Origin of the sequence: Microcoleus sp. B4-C1, assembly GCF_036705285.1 — a bacterium.
Taxonomy (GTDB): domain Bacteria; phylum Cyanobacteriota; class Cyanobacteriia; order Cyanobacteriales; family Microcoleaceae; genus Microcoleus.
In genome coordinates this window covers 1-18443 of the sequence record NZ_JAUBUC010000070.1, presented here as the reverse complement: position 1 = coordinate 18443, position 18443 = coordinate 1, and the positions used below count along the sequence as shown (strand labels likewise).

Sequence of the window (18443 nt, the reverse complement as noted above, 5' to 3'; positions counted from 1 at the left end):
GCCCCCGTGCCGGCCCTCTTGGTCTGATCAGCCGATCGAATCGTCTAGGTCGGGGGTAGGCACGGGGAGTAGGGGTCGCACTACCCTACAAAATTCATGTTTTTGGTGAGAATGAAACAGCCCTGGTCAACAATATAAGTTATGAGTTGTGAGTGAAAAATTAAACACGATATTACAAATTACCTTCAACTTTTACATAAAAATCGGGGAAGATTCCGAGTTATTGCTAGCGTGACAAATGCGATTTTTGCCTTCGGTTTTGGCTTGAAAAAGGGCGCTGTCAGCGCTGCGAATTAGGGCGTCGGGAGATTCCTGGGCAGAAGGAATCGCTGTCGCAATGCCGCAACTGAGGGTAACGTAGGGGCCGATCGACGATCGCGCGTGGGGCAGTTTCAAGCTGGCGATGCCGTCGCAAATTTGCTGGGCGACAGCGTTTGCCCCTTCGGCGCTAGTGTTGGGCAGCACTAGGGCAAATTCTTCGCCACCGTAGCGGGCAGTCAAATCCCCAGCCCGCTTGGTGGCGCTGGCGATCGCCCCCGCAACTTGGCGCAAACAATCGTCCCCGCCGAGATGCCCATAAAACTCGTTGTAAAGTTTAAAAAAGTCGATGTCAAACATAATTAAAGACAGCGACAGTTTCTCTCTTGCCAATCTGCGCCACTCTAAGCTCAAAACGCGATCGAACTGGCGGCGATTGGCAATGCCAGTCAGTCCGTCAGTAGTTGCCAGTTGCTGCAATTTTTGATTGGCTATTGCTAGCTTGCGGTAAAGTTGAGATTGTTCGATCGCGATCGCCACTTGATTTGCCAAGTGCTGTAAAAAATCTATTTCCCACTGTTGCCATTCCCTGACACCACTGCAATTGTATGCTGTCAACATTCCCCACAAACTATTGCCATTTTCTGCGATCGAATCCGGCAAATTTTTACCCTGCGCCTGCAGTTTGCCACTCGCCTGGTGCCAGATATAATTTTCCGCTGCATCTTGATTGTTCTCGACTTCCCAAACAGTTGCTTCTTGTGTTTCTTTTGCCGTTTCCCAGTCACCTGATTGCCAAATTGGCACGCTGATAACCGCTGCAATTTCACAATCTGTCAACAATTCTTTGCAACTGCCAGCCAACGGGGCAGTGCTGACATCTGCTATTGCTTGTACCGACTGGGATTCGACTAAAATAAAGCAGGACACCGCCAAAGCAGCACTAATATTTTGGTTTTCAATATAACCTTCTGGCAAACCGTCACCTGCGACGATCGCACCTTTTTGCTCTTCCCCGTCCAATTGAGACACCCAATCCTGACAGCGATAAATTAAAACGCGGTCTGTTTGGAGAAATTGGCGCACTTCTGCGACGGTACTTTGGAGAATGCTTGCCGGATCTATTGACGATCGAATATGTTCGATCATTTTGCCCAACAGCCGCTGTCGCAGAGCCTGCTGCCGCAATTGTTCTTCGATTTGCTGGCGTTCGATCGCGTAATGGATAGCCCGCACCAGCAGAGTTCGGTGAAATCTTCCCTTTACCAAACAATCTTGAGCGCCCCAGCGCAATACTGAGCGGGCAATATTTTCATCGTTGATATCTGTCAGCACCACAATTGGCAATGTCGGCCATCGCCCTTTCAAAACTGCGATCGCCTCCCTTCCCCTCAAGCTGTCTGACAGTGACAAATCTAATAGTACGGCGTCAAACTTGTCTACTTCCAGACGCCCAACTCCTATCTCCAGAGACTTAACAGTTTGGAGAAGAAATAGAGACTCGCTGAATGACCCTAGAAGGTCTTCGATCATTGTCGGATCTCCGAGGTCATCCTCAACCAACAAAATTTTCAGACATTGGTTACGTGTTAACACAACTATAGCGTTCGGAGCGAGTCGAAGGCAACTTTTTTGTTTTGATAGCGATACTTGCGATCGGCAAATATTTCCGCTTATCAAATTCACTATACACTCAAACTACGCATTTAGCGCTCCATTAAAGCTTACATATCCGGTGGGAGTGAAACGATCTCAAACCAATACTCACATAAAGTCTTCATTACTTCCAGCAATCCTTCAAAAGTTACTGGTTTGGATATGAAAGAATTGGCTCCCAAGCGGTAGCAAAGCAAGATATCTCCTCTGCGGTGGGAAGTTGTGAGTATTACAACCGGAATTTGTTGCAAATGGGGGTCAGCTCTGATCAAAGTTAGTGTTTCTCGCCCGTCCAGCCTCGGCATATTCAGATCCAAAAGTATCAAGTCTGGCTGATGCCAATTGCTGCTACCAACATATTGACCACGACGGTACAAGTAGTCTAGAACTTGTTCTCCATTTTCCACAAATTCGCTCGTAATTGCTAATCGAACTTCTCCCAGTGCTTCCTTCACCAAAAAGCGCGTATCCTCGTCATCGTTGGCTATTAAAAGAGTAAATTTTTTCTTTTTATAATTCACGGCTTTGCCTCACTCCGAACGTTTTTTGTGAGGTCGCTGGACTTTGAGCCGTGTCTGAGTACCTGCCAAGAATCTCTTGCCATCATCCGGTAAATCTGGCTGAGAACACTGAAATTGTGTTGCAATAATTTACAGTTTTTCTGCATTTGCAAAGGTTTGCGAATCATGATTGTTTCACTTGGCAGTCTGTCCGAGAACCTGCAAACTGCAAACACATCACAAATCCTTCTCCGCGAACTACTATGGAAACTACTGCATCCCAAAGCAAGATGCTCTGGATACAGTTGAAAAAAATTAACAAGTCTTGCGCGCACCGCTGATTTATAAGTTGTATAAGGATAGAGCTAATAAATTTATATTGATAGATTTATAGCTCGATGTCATCAGTGAATATGCTACACTTTATAAGCATTTTTGTAAAGAAAAGATAAAGATATTTAAAGCTTAAGTAAAGGACGGGTGACAATCAAGCAATTTGGTGACAAGCCCCCGGATTCATCCGTGGAGCGAGAAAAAAGCTCCGAATCCTCTTCACTTGCCCCCGGATTTATCAGTGGAGTCGCTTTCTTCAATTCTAAAATCTAAAATCTAAAATCTAAAATCTAAAATCTACAATCTAAAATCTACAATCTAAAATCTACAATCTACAATCTACAATCTACAATCTACAATCTACAATCTACAATCTACAATCTACAATCTACAATCTAAAACCTAAAATCTAAAATCTAAAACCTAAAATCTAAAATCTAAAATCGATTGACTTTACTTTGATATAGGAATAGAAAAATAAAAAGTCGAGCCTCGATTGGGTTCTGATTCTACCCACAGGCTGCCGCCATGCCGCTCGACAATTCTTTGACAAATCGCTAAACCGATACCAGTTCCCGAATACTGTTTTTGGGTGTGCAAGCGCTGAAAAATCTGAAAAATTCGCGGATGATACTGTGAGGCAATCCCAATACCATTATCCTGCACTGAAAACACCCAGCTATCCCCCTGATGCGAAGCGTCCACCTGCACCACCGGCGCCTCACTGCTGCGGTACTTAATGGCGTTACCAATTAAATTTTGAAACAGTTGCAGCAGTTGAAAAGAGTCAGCTTTTACCCTTGGCAAATTCCCCTTAGTAACTGAAGCTTGATTCTCGCGGATGGCCAAATGCAAATTAGCACAAGCATCCTCAAAAACCTGATTGCAATCTATGAGCTCAAAAGGTTTCTGACTGCGACCTACCCGCGAATACTCCAGCAAGTCATCAATGAGCGCCTGCATCCGATCGCAAGAATGAACAATATTGCGGATAAATTTATTCCCTTGGGCATCAAGTTGGTTGGGAAAGCGTTTTTCTAATAGTTGAGCGTAGCCAGCAATCGTGCTCAAAGGCGCTTGCAAATCATGAGAAGCCACATAAGCAAACTGTTCTAGTTCGGCATTAGAACGAGTTAATTCTTGAGCGTAGCGGGTTTGAGCGTCTAAACTCGCTTGCAGCATTTCTTGTACCAGCTTGCGTTCAGAAATATCCTCGATCGCACAAATCAAATACTGCAGCGTCCCCTTGACATCGCGCATTGCCGACACAGTAACATTTGCCCAGCGCACTGCCTCATCTTTGCATAGCAAACGCTTTTCCACAGAAAAAGTTTGAATCTTCCCAGATAACAGCGAGCGCAGGTATTCTCTGTCCGCTTTTCTATCATCCGGGTGAGTAATTGCCTCCCAATTTTGCTGTAACAATTCCGATTCTGCATAGCGGACAATTTGACAAAAGCCGGGATTTACCCGCATAAACTTACCGCAAAGCGCGGTTTTAGCTATGCCGACTGCTGCTTGCTCGAATATCGCCCGGAAGCGTTCTTCGCTGTCTCGTAGGGCAATTTCTGCTCGTTTACGCTCGGTAATGTTACGAAATGTTACTGCCAGACCATCGTTTAATTTTACCGCCACAATGTGCAGCCAAACAATTGTATCTCGCTCCTGTTCGTAATAAAATTCTTGGTCTACAGTTTCTCCTGTTTCTACTACAGAAACATACAAATCAAATAACCCGTTGTTGCTAACTTGGGAAACTTGGGGTAACAAATTCTTGCCAACTATGTCATTTAATAGCAAACCATAAAATTTTTCGGCGGCAGGGTTGATCAAGAGCCACTGGAAATCTACAATATTTCCCTCACTGTTGCGGACCGCAGAATAAGCCACCACACAGTCTAATGAACTATTTAATATGCTAGCAAGCAGCGACTGCGACTGTTGCAGTTGATAATTTTGTTCTTTTAATTGCTGTTGCAGCTTTTGCAAGCGGACTTGCTTGTCGATGCGCGCTAAAACTTCTTCTACTTGAAAGGGTTTAGTAATATAGTCGGCGCCTCCTACTCGAAAAGCTTGTAATTTATCGTTCATTTCATCTAATACGCTTAAAAAAATTACCGGAATTTGTTCAGTTTCCGGTGTCGCTTTCAGTCTCCGACAAACTTCATAACCGCTCATTTCCGGCATTCTAATGTCGAGCAAAATTAAATCCGGGCGATGGGCGATCGCCACATTCAACGCCAGTTGACCGGAAATAGCTCGGTAAACTAGATACCCCTGGGATGTTAGCAGTTTGGATAAGAACCGCAGATTGCTTGGTTGGTCATCAACCACCAATACTTTAATTTCGCTATTATCCATTTATTTTAAACTCGATCGAGTTAAATCCATTATCCTGTCGAGTCGGTAATCGGCAAGCAAATCTTTTAAAGCCTCAGCTAAAGTTGGATGACTTTCCCAGATGCGATCGACAAGTTGAATCGCCAGCTCTTCATTAACATCATTAGCTGCGTCATGGAGTTCCTTCACCCAGCTTTGAGGCATTTGAGCCAGCAGCCCTCCGAAAAATGAATCGGGTTTTTCGTTCACACAATAACGCCGTAAAGCCCTGACAGGGAGTCGGGGCAACTCTTGATAAAGATAGCGCACTCCCAAGTAGCAAGCCATCTTATCAAAAAGGATTTGTTCTTGAAAAGGTTTCCGCACAAAATCGTCGCAACCTGCGTCGAGAATTTCGCCTTTTTTTTCCTCAAAAGTGCTAGCAGTCAGAGCAATAATTACAGTTCGCCACTGAGTTTGTTTCTCTTTGGCTCTAATTTGTCGGACAGCTTCAAAACCGTCCATTACTGGCATTCGCGTATCCAGCCAAATTAAATGAGGCTGCCAACTTTCCCAAAGTTCAACCGCTTGGTAGCCATTTTCCGCTTCTCGGACTTCAAAACCAATTGGTTGCAACATTTTAACCAGCAGCAGCCGATTGTCTGGATTGTCGTCAACTGCTAAAATCCGATAAATCGGTTGATCTGCTTCTAGTCCGATCGCACGCTGAAATGTCGCCACGGTTATTTCCGACGAAATAGCGGCCAATACTCGGATATTAAATTTAAAACTGGTTCCCTCACCTAAAACACTTTTTACCCAAATATCCCCGCCCATTATCTGCACGTATTTTTTAGTAATTGTCAAACCCAATCCCGTACCATCAGCCGCTTTTCTCCCCGCTTGTGTTTGCACGAAAGCATCAAATAAAGTATCAATTTCTGCTGCTGCTATGCCAATTCCAGTGTCTTCAACTTCAAACAAAATTAACAATGGATCGACGAAGGTATAGTTAAGATGACTTTCCGATTCTGCCGGCTGTTGCTGGTTGCTTTCCACGCTCACGCGCAGCCAAATACGGCCCCCGTCGTGAGTAAATTTCATGGCATTTGCCAGCAGGTTAATTAAGCAAACGCGCAGCTTTTTTTCGTCAGTTTTTATATATTGGGGAACATTAGCCTCGACGGAAAATCTCAGTTGCATTTTTTTTGTTTCAGCTTTAATTTGAAACATTTCTTCGAGAGTGTCGAGGAGTTGATAAAGGTCAAAGCTGCGTTGATCTAAGCCAATTATCCCTGCTTCTATTTTCGACAAGTCTAAAACATCGTTAATTAGTTCCAGCAAATGTTGACCGCTGCGGTTAATAATTCGGAGATTTTCGAGATTTTCGTGGCTGAGCAAAGAGTCGCGGCTCATGACTTGGGTAAAACCCAGGATGGCGTTCAGGGGAGTCCGCAATTCGTGGCTCATGTTGGCAACGAATTGACTTTTTGCAAGCGAGGCAGCGGCCGCTGCTTCTTCAGCTTTTTTGCGTTCTATTATTTCTTCTTGCAGTTCTTTATTGCGATCGAGCAATTGTTTTTTCAGTCTTTGGATAGTCAGTTGGTGTTCGATTCGCGCTAAAACTTCTGCTACATGAAACGGTTTTGTGACATAATCAACCCCTCCCACTTGAAAGGCGGTTAGTTTGTCCAATACTTCATCTAAAGCGCTGATAAAAATAACTGGAATTTCGGATGTCTTCGGATCTTCCTTGAGCTGGGTGCAGACTTCGTAGCCGTCCATTTCCGGCATTTTGATGTCGAGCAAAATCAAATCGGGACAACCAGAGCGCGCGGCCCTGATTGCCATTTTGCCGTTAATTACGCCGCGGACTTTGTAGCCCCGATCGGACAGCGTTGCTGATAAAACTTGCAAATTTTCTGGAGTATCGTCAACAATTAATATGTTGCCTTTATTTTCTTCTATTTGATTTTTGATCATCGATCGCTATTTTTTGTTAATTTAAAAATTGTTGGAATTATCAAAAGTGGTTAAATAGTCATTATAGCACTCCCTCCTCAATCAACTCCTTTTATATTTACAGAACTTATCCTAGTTAAGATTTGAGATTTGAGATTTGAGATTAAAGAATTGGGAAGGACTGATGATTACCAGGGTGTGGAGCTTGGCTACAAGTAAATTAGTCTATAGCAGGCGAGTTTACAAATAGCCGATCGACCTACACGATCAATAATCCTGAACCTGCCCCTATTATCCCTTCTTCTTTCATCCTTCAACAATTTCTAAACTCCTCAATCAAATCGATAATCCGATCGCACCGGAAGTTATTCGCCAAATCGGCGATCGCGTTGCCGAAACTAGCATTAATAGGAGGAATCGACAACAACAGCCGAAAAATCTCCTCGTTATCAACCGCATCCGCCGCAGAATACAATTCATCAACCCATTCCGCAGGCATAGCTTCCAAAAATGAAGTATTCAGCGTAAAAGCCAAATCAGCCGTTTCAGTTGTCGTGGAAACCTCGCCGGACACCGCAGCATCAGAACTTAGCGAAGCTTCTCGATCGTAAACATAGCGGACTCCCAGATACTTAGCCATCTTTTCTAGAATCACTTGCTCCCGAAAAGGCTTCGCTACAAAATCATCGCAACCAGCAGACAAAATCAGCGATCGCTCCTCATCAAAAGCACTTGCAGTCAGAGCAATAATCACCGTTGCTTGACCTTTCAAATGCGCTTTAATCTGTTTAGTAGCTTCGTAACCGTCCATCACCGGCATCCGCATATCCATCCAAATCAAATGAGGTTCCCAACTCGACCACATTTCCACAGCTTGAACCCCATTTTCAGCTTCCTGCACCGCAAAGCCAAGGGATGTCAGCATTCTGACCAACAGCAAGCGGCTTTCCAGGCGATCGTCAACAGCTAAAATCCGGTATTCTGGCTGTCCGGGTTCCAGGCCCACCACTCGGCGAGCTGTTTGAGCCACCTGAATTTCCACTGCACTAGGGAGCGAAACTTTAACATCAAATCTAAAAATGCTGCCGCGACCGAGGGTGCTTGTTACCGTCATCTTCCCTCCCATTAACTTAACGAACTGCTGGCTGATTGGCAAGCCCAAACCGGTTCCTTCTTGAGCTTTTTTCCCGCTTTCTGTTTGCGCGAAAGGTTTAAACAAATTCTCCATTTCTTCCGCCGAAATTCCAGCACCAGTGTCTTCCACTTCAAATAGCAAACAGCAACTGTCAATTGGTTGAATCTCTCCCTCATTTTTAGTTTTTAACAACTCATGTTTGATTCTCAAGTTGACACCACCTTCTGCCGTGAACTTAATAGCATTTCCGACTACATTTATCAATACTTGTCGCAACTTGCTTTCGTCAGTTTCTATATATTGAGGGAGAGCTGGTGAACAATCAAAAATTAACTGCAACCCTTTTTTTTCGGCTTGCAGCTTCAGCATATTTTCAGTATTTTTTAGCATTTTGTGTAAGTCGAAGGTGCTATTATTAAGTGTCACCAGCCCGACTTCAATTTTTGACATTTGCAGAATATTGTTAATCAGAACAAGCAAATGTTCCCCGCTCTGGGTAATAATTCCTAAGTATTGCTGTTGGTCGGCATCGAGGTCTGGGTCGCGGGCAAGAAGTTGGCTGAAACCGAGAATTGCGTTGAGGGGAGTTCGCAATTCGTGGCTCATATTCGAGAGAAATTCGCTTTTTGCCCTGTTCGCTCTGTCGGCTTCTTCTTTGGCTTTTTGCAGGACTATTTCAGCTTGTTTGCGTTCGGTAATATCGCTAGCAGTGCCTGTTGTGCCGATGATGTTTCCTTCAGCGTCCATGCGCGCGATCGCCTTGGTATTTACATCAATCTTTCTACCGTCTTTTCCTAATACTATATTTTCGTACTGAAACACAGTTTTTCCCGTCAGCAAGCGCTGCTGAAGTTCCCATTTCCAGTCTATTTCTCCTGGGGCTAAGAAATCGCTAAAAGAACAGCCGAGCATTTCTTCAGGCTCGTAACCGTATATTTGTTTAACTGCTTGGTTGACAAAAGTAATGTGTCCTTGAGCATTGCAAGACCAGATAATATCTTGGGAAGTCTCAACTAAATGACGGTATTTTTCTTCGCTCTCTGCAAGGGCTATTTCTGCTAGCTTGCGTGGAGTAATGTCCATCAAAGTTGTGAATAGTTTTGTCACTTGCCCTTGTTGGTTGACAACTACTTCTCCTCTGGCTTCGATGTAGCGGATGAAGCCGGCTTCACTTATTTGTGACGGAGAATTATCCGCAACAATTTTCTGTTCCGGGCGCAGAATTCGATATTCCAAAGTGTAAGATTGCCCGCTAGCAATAGCAGTGTCGATCGTTGTTTGCCACTTTTGTCGATCGTCGGGATGCACGTATTGCAAAAACTCAGTTAGTGTTGGCGCAGGCTCGGTTGGAGCGATCCCAAAAATCCGAGATAATTCTTCCGACCAAGTAGTTGTGTTGGCCGATAAATCGCATTCCCAATTACCGACACGGGCGATTCTTTGCGCTGCTGCTAAAGAAGCCGCTATAGCTCGGAGTTTTTCTTCCGCTAATTTGCGATCGCTAATATCTTGAATCACAGAAATTACGCAGGTTTCCCCATGAATTTCAATGATTTCTGCTGACAGCAGCCCCGTTCTAACTTCCCCTGTTTTAGTGCGAAAATTAAATTCATAATTCAGAATAATTTGTTTTTCATCTAACAGTTTAAACAACTCGGCGCGGGCTTGTATATTTTCCCAAAGATTCAACTCAAGCGCCGTGCGATCGAGGATTTCTACGGCTGAATAACCGATTGTCTGGCAAAAAGCCTCATTAATTTCTAAATAACGACCGTCATTAAGTCTGGTAATAGCAATCGGGTTGGGAGAAGAACGAAAAGCTTTAGCAAACTTTTCCTCAGACAAGCGCAGTTGTGCAGTCCGCTCCTCGACTAAAGTTTCCAGTTCTTGATTTAGCTTTTGGAGCTGAGCATTTTGTTGCGCTAATTGCTTCTCCCTAAAATAGCTGTTAATCGCTTCTTTTACCGTCAACTTCAAATCTTCCGACTGCCAAGGTTTCGATATGTATCGGTACAATTTAGCATATTTAATAGTATTCGCCACTGCTTCTAGGTCTGCTTGCCCCGTCAGCATAATTTTGATAGTTTTTGGCAAAATTCTGTGAATCTGCTTCAGCAATTCATCCCCTTTGATATTCGGCATCAAATAGTCGGAAATCACTGCTACGATTTCGCAGCCCTCTGCCAGTAATTCCTCAATTAACTCTAAAGCATCTTCGCCGCCTTCAGCGGTTTCTAATAAGTGTTCTTCCCCCAGGGTTTTTTTTAACTCAATTTTCAAACTTTCAAGAATTATCGGTTCGTCATCCACACAAATAATCACAGGTTTATTGTTCATATTTTTGTCAAACCAGATTTTATAGTTTCTACTAATTCTTTGCGCTCCCACGGCTTGTACAAACAACGATGCAAGTTTGCTTGCTCTTTCACCCGTGCTATTGCTAATTCGTCTGCTTGCCCTGTCAGCATAACTTTCACAATTTTAGGATATTTTTGGTGAACCATAATCAAAAAATCATCTCCTTTAATCCCTGGCATTAACCAGTCAGATACTATGACTAAAATATCACTTTCATCTTCTTTTTGAATTTCCTCCATAATTTCCAGAGCTTCATCTGCATTTTCTGCTACTTCATAGAGGTAAGCATCCCCAAATTCTTTTTTAAGTTGAATTTTCAAACTATTTAAGACCACAACTTCATCGTCAACGCACAAAATTACTGGTTTAGACATAAAACTTTACTTCTATTAAAATTGTAAAATTGGGTAATTTCCCGGTTTTTTTTATTGCTATCAAGGGATTCCTATGGGCAAGGATATAGTAAATTTTGTTTGACCAGGCACGCTTTCTACTTGCAGTCCACCTTGATGTTTCTCCAGAATTTTTTGAACTATATCTAACCCCAAACCACTGCCTTCCCCTGGAGGTTTAGTTGTAAAAAACGGCTCAAAAATTCTCGGCATAATTTCTGGGGGAATGCCAGGGCCACTGTCGGTAATACTGACTGATATTGCATTCGCTTGGTGTTTGACATCAATTTTTAACACGCCTTTGTTACCCATCGCTTGTAAAGCATTGTGAACTAAATTTGTCCAAACTTGACTGAGTTCATCAGGATAGCATAGCACAGAGGGCAAATTAGTACCATAGTTTCTGACTACTTCCACACCGTGTTTGATTTGGTAGTGGTAAAGCGTTAAAACAGTATCAATACCGTCGGTAATATTAGCGATAACTTTGGAACCCGACTGGTCGTAACGAGAGTAGCTTTTTAAAGCAAAAACGATTTTTGCTGCCCTATCCGTGGCAGTAGCAATATTTTTGGTGCTTTTTTGTACCGTAGCAAATTGGTAGGCGATTTGTACAATGTTTCGACTTTGGCTGTCTTTCAACAAAGGTAAAAAAGGTTCTACATTATTGCCGATACCGATATCTAATAAAGTACAGGCAAGACTAGCGGCGTCGCCAATGTTTTCTGATTCTAATTGCCCTTGCAAAAGTTTTTTTAACTGACGTTTTTCTTTACTAGATAATGTATCTGTTTCTTGGCTGGACTTGTGTAGTAAAGCAAAGAAATCCTGTCGCCTTTCCGGGGATAGTTGTTGAAAAAATATCGGCAACTGCTGCAACTGTTCCGTCCAGAAGTCGGCGATGTTCTGCACAGAAGAGCGAATCGCCCCTAAAGGAGAATTGATTTCATGAGCAACTCCGGCAATTAACTGTCCGAGGGCTGCCATTTTTTCTGATTGAATAAGTTCTTTTTGAGTCCGCTTCAGTTCTTCTAAGGTATGAGATAACTCTGCATTTTTTTGGCACAGCGCTGACTCGGCTATTTTGCGGGCGTTAATGTTGCGGGCAACCCAAATAACGGCATCTTTTGAGAACAGAGAAATGCAGGCAGAAAACCAAATTGCGCGATCGCAAAATGTTAAGCAGTAGTCAAAATTGATAGGTTGTTGTGTTTCTAAGACTTGCTGGACTAAGACCCACCAATCATCCGGGTTGTCATCGTCAAGAAAATGTTCTATAGTCAAGCTGACTATATCGAAATCAGACTCAGAAATCGCTGCCACATTCGTTGGCAAAATTTCAATGTTCCGCTGACTATCTAGCACGAGAACGATGTCGGTCATCGCTTCAAAAACGGCGCGTACTTTCCTTTCAGAAAAGTGCAATTTTTCTTCGAGCAATTTTCTACCGCTAATTTGTTGCTGCAATTCTTCGTTACTGGCTGCTAGTTGAACTGTGCGATCTAGAACCCGCTGTTCGAGTTCGGTGTTGAGGCGGCGAACTTCAGATTCAGCGGTGGTGCGGTCTTGTATTTCCTTTTTTAACTGACTGTTGGCATTAATTAATTCTAAAGTTCGCTGTTTGATTTGTTCTTCCAAATTATCATTTAAGAGTCGCAATTTTTCCTCGACTTCAGTTCTCCGCAACGCTTCTTTTTGCAATTCTTCGTTCATTTTGTTCAACTCCTGAATTTTGTCGGCGACTGTTTCCTGCAAAAGCTCGACATTTGCGTGCATTTCTACCGGATCTAAGGCCTGCAGCAGGCTAATTTCAGTCACAATTCCGGCTAAATATCCTTCCTCGTCCACCACCACCAAGCGCCGGATGCCGTGCTGCTGCATTAACTGGTGAGCCTGCCACAAGGTGGCTTTTACCTGCAACGGTATCAGCGGAAAACTCATCGCGGCGGTGACGGGAGTACGTGCGAAATCTAGCCCCGAAGCTTGGAATTTAACAATATCGCGTTCTGTAATTATGCCCACAGGTTTCTGATTTTTGTTGTCGCTGTCAGTGCAAATGACTATGCAGCTTTTTCGCTGGGTTCTCATCTGTTTTACGACTTCTAAAACTGAAACGCTGCTTGAGGTAACTATTACTTGTGTGGTCATAATTTCTTCGGCGCGCCACATTTTTAGCAAGTCGGCCGGTTTGAGGATTTGACGGATGCTTTCGCAGGTGATAGCGCCTAGCAACTTGCCACCTTCGTCTAGGAGGGGTAAATGACGGATTCTTTTCGATCGCAATATGCTCAATACTTTGAAGATATTTCCCCCTTGATCGAGGTTCAGGGCGATCGGGTTTTCAGTCATCACCTCAGAAATTGCCACCCCTGCTAGCGGTATTTCGCTAGCAGTTATTTTCACAACATCACGTTCTGTAAAAATTCCGAGCAATTGCTGCTCAAACGCGATTAAAATACAACTGGCACTCGCCTGAGTCATGGCAGCAATTGCGACTTTCAAGGGTGTGTCTGGAGGCAGCACCGGCGGTTTGGGGTCGATCGCCTGTTCTAGCAAGCTTTGAGTATCAGAAACTGTTGTTGACATGGGCAAATCAAGGGGGATAGATGCAGGGGGAACCGCCACTTAATACCATTTTAGATTTCAGATTTTACAGTCGCGGTATCCTCACAGCAATAGAGAATTGACATCGGTCTAAAGTTGCATTTTAGTCCCGCATTGGTATGATTTTTAGTGCGATCGCGCTAAACGGCGATATGAATTGGCACGATACACGTCCTTTGGCCGATAACTGATGTTACTTCTATTTGAGCCAAATGTTTTTCCACACTTTTTTTAACAATCTCCAGTCCCAACCCGCTGCCTTCGTAGGCGGGTTTTGTGGTAAACAACGGATCACATATTCGTGGCAAAATTACCAAGTAATTCAGTTGCCACTGACGAGCAGGCTCGGATTTTCTTCTCTCACCTCTAATTTTAAAATTAGGCAATTATCTATCGCTTGTAAACCATTGTGCATCATATTTAGGAAAACTTGTTTTAGTTCGTCTGGATTACACAACTATTTAGGCAGTGTAGCTTAAGATTCTCTGACAATTTCTACTCGGTGTTGTAGTCTTTTAATCAAAAACTAATGGATTTTTAAGGGGTTATTAATAGTAGCAATTACTTTTCTACCATACAGTTATATCGAGAATATTTTTGAAATTAAAAATTACTTTTGTGGCTCTCTGTGTACCAGATGATCTTCTTGGCAAGCTGTGAATAAATGGCAGAGACTATCTGACTGACTCAGCAAGTTAAGCTAATCCGCATTTAAATTGCATAGTAAAATAAATTTTTCCTCTTGTGGGGAGTAGGGGTTGGGCATCCTGCCCGCCCTCAACATACAAATTAAATGCACAACAGCTTAAGCACCCTTTGATGAAATATGTAATTGCAGTGCAAATTTATGGATTCCTTATGTTGAGCAAGCCGGATGCTCGATTCAGAAATTTCGTGTTTTATTTTTGTAAGTTCTTGCCCTGAAAAATAGGAATATTGCGAGTTTTTGCACAATAACCGACAACTTCAAACTCAGCGTTTTTGACAATAATTTAATAGCTTTCTCGGAACATTGGCAGAGTTTCCCTGAGATGAAATTTGCTGTGAGCGATACAAGCTGCTACTAAATATAATATCCTGCCTCAGAGGCTGTTGGCATTGAACATCGATAACTATAGCTATGTGTTGCAGGAACTAGCAGCCCAGAAAATCAGGGTGTCCGCAATTGTAAATAATAACCCTGCCTTTGCGCGCAAGCATTCAAGGCAGGGTTATTATTGAGTATTCCGAATTCTCAAGGGTGAAGCGAGGGCGCTGCTGCCGACTTCGGCTGCCCAGCAGTGCACTACTCGCCCAATCGAGTTATTTTAGCGCTGCGTTGGGCCAACATCAGCACTACATAAATAGTCATTACATAGCCGGCGGCCAGAATGGGAATAATTAGAGGAATATCGCGATAAATCATAATTAGAACCAAAAGTCAAGGACGAGGAGGAGCAGGACAAGTTCAAGACCTACTACATTAAGTCAGCACGCAAGACCATGCCTTGGTTCTGAAGGCTGTTTTTCCATATCAAGCCTGCGGGAACATTTAGGCGTTCCCGGTCATCAACAATGATTTACTGCTTTACAGATGCTTAAACAGCCTAAAACCATCCACTTTAGCTGCTTTGAGCTACCGTGCACATAAGATGCGCTACTCTTAACTTCTGAAAACTTTTAGCCGCGAGGAACTAAAAATCTGTACCAGAAATTTTGGCTGCGATCGACTAACAAGGCTGGCTCTACGAAACTTTTACAGGCACCTAATAGCTACCTGCCCGTCTGGCTGTACTTAATGTATAGAATTGTTTAAATCCTTAATACCCATAATAACACAGGGTTTCTGGGATTTAGAGAATTTTTGGCAAGGTCCTTAACAATTCGATACAATAGGGGCAACCCCTCTGGCAGCCGGCTACTCGCCTCTGCCAGGCGGGTGACTCCCATCGGGTGGTAGATGACAAATAACTGCAGATATCCTAGATTTTTCTTTTCTATTGCAGAGAATTACCTTAAAATAAAGATATGATATGTAAAATTTTGTTACTTTACGGCTTGAGTCGGCGTATCCATGATCTCTAGCACTCTCCTATTTTCCTCGGTTGAAGAAGACCTGCGACTGTTGACAGAAAACTTAAAACAGTTAGTGGGTGCCCGTCATCCCATCTTGTACGCGGCTGCAGAATACTTATTCGGCACAAAGGGAAAACGAGTGAGACCCGCGATCGTTCTGTTGATGGCCAAGGCGACTATGCCCGATCGGGAAATCACAGAAAAACACCGCCGCCTCGCTGAAATCACGGAAATGATCCACACAGCTAGTCTCGTGCACGACGACGTGGTGGACGAGTCGGATCTGCGACGGGGAGTGCCGACGGTTCACAGTCGGTTTAACAACCGAGTGGCAGTATTGGCGGGAGACTTTCTGTTTGCTCAATCTTCCTGGCATTTGGCAAATCTCGACAACCTGCCAGTAGTCAAACTGCTTTCAGAAGTGATTATGGATTTAGCTGAGGGGGAAATTCAACAGGGACTAAATGGATTTGACACCAGCTTGTCGATCGAAGCGTACCTCGAAAAAAGTTATTACAAAACAGCGTCTTTAATTGCCAACAGTTCCAAAGCAGCGGGCTGTTTGAGCGAGGTTTCAGCGGAAATAGCAGACGATTTGTACAACTACGGTCGCAACATTGGTTTGGCATTCCAAATAGTAGATGATATATTAGATTTCACCGCTTCAACGGAAACTTTGGGGAAACCCGCAGGCTCGGATCTCAGAAGCGGTAATCTGACAGCACCCGCACTATTTGCCCTAGAAGAAAAACCTTACTTGGAAGTTCTCATAGAACGGGAATTTGCCCAAGAAGGAGATATAGAGCAGGCCCTGGCACTGGTAGAAGATTCTAGAGGCATAGAGCGATCGCGAGAACTAGCCACAAACCACGCACAGAAAGCCGTCGAATACTTAGCTGCGCTGCCCCATTCAGAGTCCCGCCAAGCTTTGATTGATTTGGCTGAATACGTTTTGAGTAGACTTTATTAGAGGTTAAAAAGTTACACTTTATTGGTAATGGGGAATTGGTAATGGGGAATTCCCAATGCCTAATGCCCTGTTACCAATTAATAGAAAATTGATTTGTTTAGGCAAGATCCGGCGGTGGAGCCGATCGATACTGTTGCAAGTAAACGTTAATTAAACTCTGTACTTGCTCGCGAGGGATTTCCGTCCCGACTTCCTGATTTCCGGGACTTTCAAAAAAAACAATGCTGTCAAGACCTTCGAGAGCTATCATCTGAAATAAAATGTGAGTGACAGGCAAAAGCACCGGTCTGAGGCGATCGCCCCCAGCAGCCGCAGCCTGCGACGCATCTTTAATACTGCTCCAAGCATAAATCACCCTCTTCTCCCGTCCCGGTTGCTTGAGATTGCTCAAAACCACGATCGCCCAACTTTGGTCTACCGCTTGCAGGATCGAGTATTCAAGGTGCTGTAGCTGTTGGGCAATTAACACCAGGGCCGGGGCGATCGCCTTTAAGATTTGTGGCGTCGAACCGTCGGGCGGAGCTTTTTCGATCAATGCTTGAATCTGTTGGTCTAAATCCATCAGTCAGTTCTTTGATATCTAAAATTAAAAATTTCAGGTTAGCAGGTTCGCATCCAAGTATATATTACCCCTTGGAGTTTAGCTAGTCAGACGGGAATCCCCACACTATATCGCTTCGATTAGTGTGGGATGACTCCTCGCGTGAATCGAGGATTCCACATTTTCATGGTAATTAGCTCAGCAACAAAAGATTTAATCGATCAAGTTCTTTTGGAGAAGATTTCTTGGGCTGGTATAGCTAGAAGCACGGGTGTTTCTCAAAAATGGTTACAGGATTACGTAAATAATAAATATGCCTCACTCCAACGCAGAGTAAAGGTTAAACCTAAAAAAAGTCAGATTGAATGTTGAATGTGATGAACTGTGCCCATTTGTAGATTACCAAGAAAATAAGCAATGGGTGTGGCGCCGCAATGGATAGAGAGACCAGAGAAATTATTGGTCTTTATATTGGTGATCGTAGCGAAGAAGGAGCCAAACAATTATGGAATTCTCTACCTTCTGTATATCGACAATGTGCTGTTTGCTATACAGATTTTTGGGCTGCATATGCTTGTATTTTTCCTTCGCTACGCCCTCAGCCAGTTGGGAAAGACAGTGGAAAAACTAATCACATTGAAAGATTTAATAATACTTTGCGCCAACGTGTTTTTCGGATCGTAAGAAAAACTCTTTCATTTTCTAAAAAATTAGAAAACCATATTGGTGCTATTTGGTATTTTATCCATCATTACAACTATGTTTTTAGCCAATAAATATCTAATCACTACATATTTATTACTACCCCGCAGCTAAACAGTTGCCATCAATGATTCTGATTTGATAATGAGCTAGTAACTTTGGTGGACTATCTCCCAGAAATTGCATCACATCAGTCATAGAGGCAGCAGTTTCTCCTAAATACTGCAAGATGGGGTGAGCCAATAGCTTGTATGCTAGTCCTACAAGGTTTCAACCATTATAGCTGGTAAAAGTATAGTCATTTATAGACATGAGAGGCTTCAAGTCCCTCTCCCTTTGCTTTTACTTTAAGCGGATTGACCCGCCTTGGCTGAACTACGCAGCTCCCTATCCCATCGCTGAACGCATTTGGGATTGCTTTTCTGAGAATATTGTAACCGCCGTTCACGTCAGAATTGATCAACTGACCAGTCGATGTTTTGTACAAACCTCGCTTAATCCGTTTTCCGGTAAAGACAGGTTCTGTTTCTGTCTTCCCATAAACAGGAATTGAATCTAATCCTAAAAAATTCGCTCTGGATGTGTATGATTCCTCCTGCACAATTACCTTAATTCCAACTAGAAAAGCTTTGTACTCCAACATCTCAATTAATCGAGC

The 18443-nt window shown here is 43.4% G+C and carries 13 protein-coding genes and 1 pseudogene; 2 read left to right on the top strand and 12 right to left on the bottom strand.

Features of this window, described 5'->3' with window-relative positions:
• Positions 1-192: 192 nt before the first annotated feature.
• The 9 genes from QUB26_RS23560 to QUB26_RS23520 all read right to left on the bottom strand — a co-directional run bounded on the left by QUB26_RS23560 (position 193) and on the right by QUB26_RS23520 (position 13903).
• On the bottom strand, positions 193-1854 hold the full coding sequence (locus QUB26_RS23560; RefSeq protein WP_333319960.1) for a diguanylate cyclase domain-containing protein: 1662 nt from the start codon (positions 1852-1854) through the stop codon (positions 193-195).
• Positions 1855-1982: 128 nt separating this feature from the next.
• Complete coding sequence (locus QUB26_RS23555; RefSeq protein WP_333248379.1) at positions 1983-2435, bottom strand: response regulator; 453 nt, start codon at positions 2433-2435, stop codon at positions 1983-1985.
• Positions 2432-2602 carry a hypothetical protein gene (locus QUB26_RS23550; protein WP_333291574.1) on the bottom strand — a complete coding sequence of 57 codons (171 nt, stop codon included), beginning with the start codon at positions 2600-2602 and terminating at the stop codon, positions 2432-2434. The genes QUB26_RS23555 and QUB26_RS23550 overlap by 4 nt, the downstream gene beginning before the upstream one ends.
• A 598-nt stretch (positions 2603-3200) precedes the next feature.
• Complete coding sequence (locus tag QUB26_RS23545) at positions 3201-5108, bottom strand: PAS domain S-box protein (RefSeq protein WP_333238672.1); 1908 nt, start codon at positions 5106-5108, stop codon at positions 3201-3203.
• Complete coding sequence (locus QUB26_RS23540; RefSeq protein ID WP_333238670.1) at positions 5109-7049, bottom strand: response regulator; 1941 nt, start codon at positions 7047-7049, stop codon at positions 5109-5111.
• A 292-nt stretch (positions 7050-7341) separates the two neighbouring features.
• Entirely contained in the window at positions 7342-10500 is a 3159-nt protein-coding gene (locus QUB26_RS23535) for a PAS domain S-box protein (RefSeq protein WP_333319958.1), read from the bottom strand.
• The gene (locus QUB26_RS23530) at positions 10497-10895 is read right to left on the bottom strand and encodes a response regulator (protein ID WP_333319956.1); all 399 of its coding nucleotides are present in this window, start codon (positions 10893-10895) and stop codon (positions 10497-10499) included. Before QUB26_RS23530 ends, QUB26_RS23535 begins: the two co-directional genes overlap by 4 nt.
• Before the next feature lie 60 nt (positions 10896-10955).
• Positions 10956-13499, bottom strand: coding sequence for a CBS domain-containing protein (locus tag QUB26_RS23525; protein ID WP_333319953.1), 2544 nt, complete (start codon positions 13497-13499; stop codon positions 10956-10958).
• A 158-nt stretch (positions 13500-13657) separates the two neighbouring features.
• Positions 13658-13903 (bottom strand): ATP-binding protein, encoded by a 246-nt coding sequence (locus QUB26_RS23520; RefSeq protein WP_333302872.1) that lies wholly within the window; start codon positions 13901-13903, stop codon positions 13658-13660.
• Positions 13904-15570: 1667 nt separating this feature from the next.
• Between QUB26_RS23520 and sds the strand changes: the two genes are divergently transcribed.
• Complete coding sequence (gene sds, locus QUB26_RS23515) at positions 15571-16542, top strand: solanesyl diphosphate synthase (RefSeq protein WP_333214464.1); 972 nt, start codon at positions 15571-15573, stop codon at positions 16540-16542.
• Positions 16543-16639: 97 nt separating this feature from the next.
• Here the strand turns inward: sds and QUB26_RS23510 are convergent, their stop codons facing one another.
• On the bottom strand, positions 16640-17104 hold the full coding sequence (locus tag QUB26_RS23510; protein ID WP_333056987.1) for a hypothetical protein: 465 nt from the start codon (positions 17102-17104) through the stop codon (positions 16640-16642).
• A 171-nt stretch (positions 17105-17275) separates the two neighbouring features.
• Between QUB26_RS23510 and QUB26_RS23505 the strand changes: the two are divergent.
• Positions 17276-17859 (top strand): annotated as a pseudogene (locus tag QUB26_RS23505) (IS1 family transposase); the annotation flags it as partial.
• A 25-nt stretch (positions 17860-17884) separates the two neighbouring features.
• On the opposite strand, the gene QUB26_RS23500 reads toward QUB26_RS23505, so the two are convergent.
• The gene (locus tag QUB26_RS23500; RefSeq protein ID WP_333319951.1) at positions 17885-18028 is read right to left on the bottom strand and encodes a hypothetical protein; all 144 of its coding nucleotides are present in this window, start codon (positions 18026-18028) and stop codon (positions 17885-17887) included.
• Between the two features lie 55 nt (positions 18029-18083).
• A partial coding sequence (locus QUB26_RS23495) for a zinc ribbon domain-containing protein (protein ID WP_445299635.1) occupies positions 18084-18443 on the bottom strand: 360 nt, incomplete at its 5' end.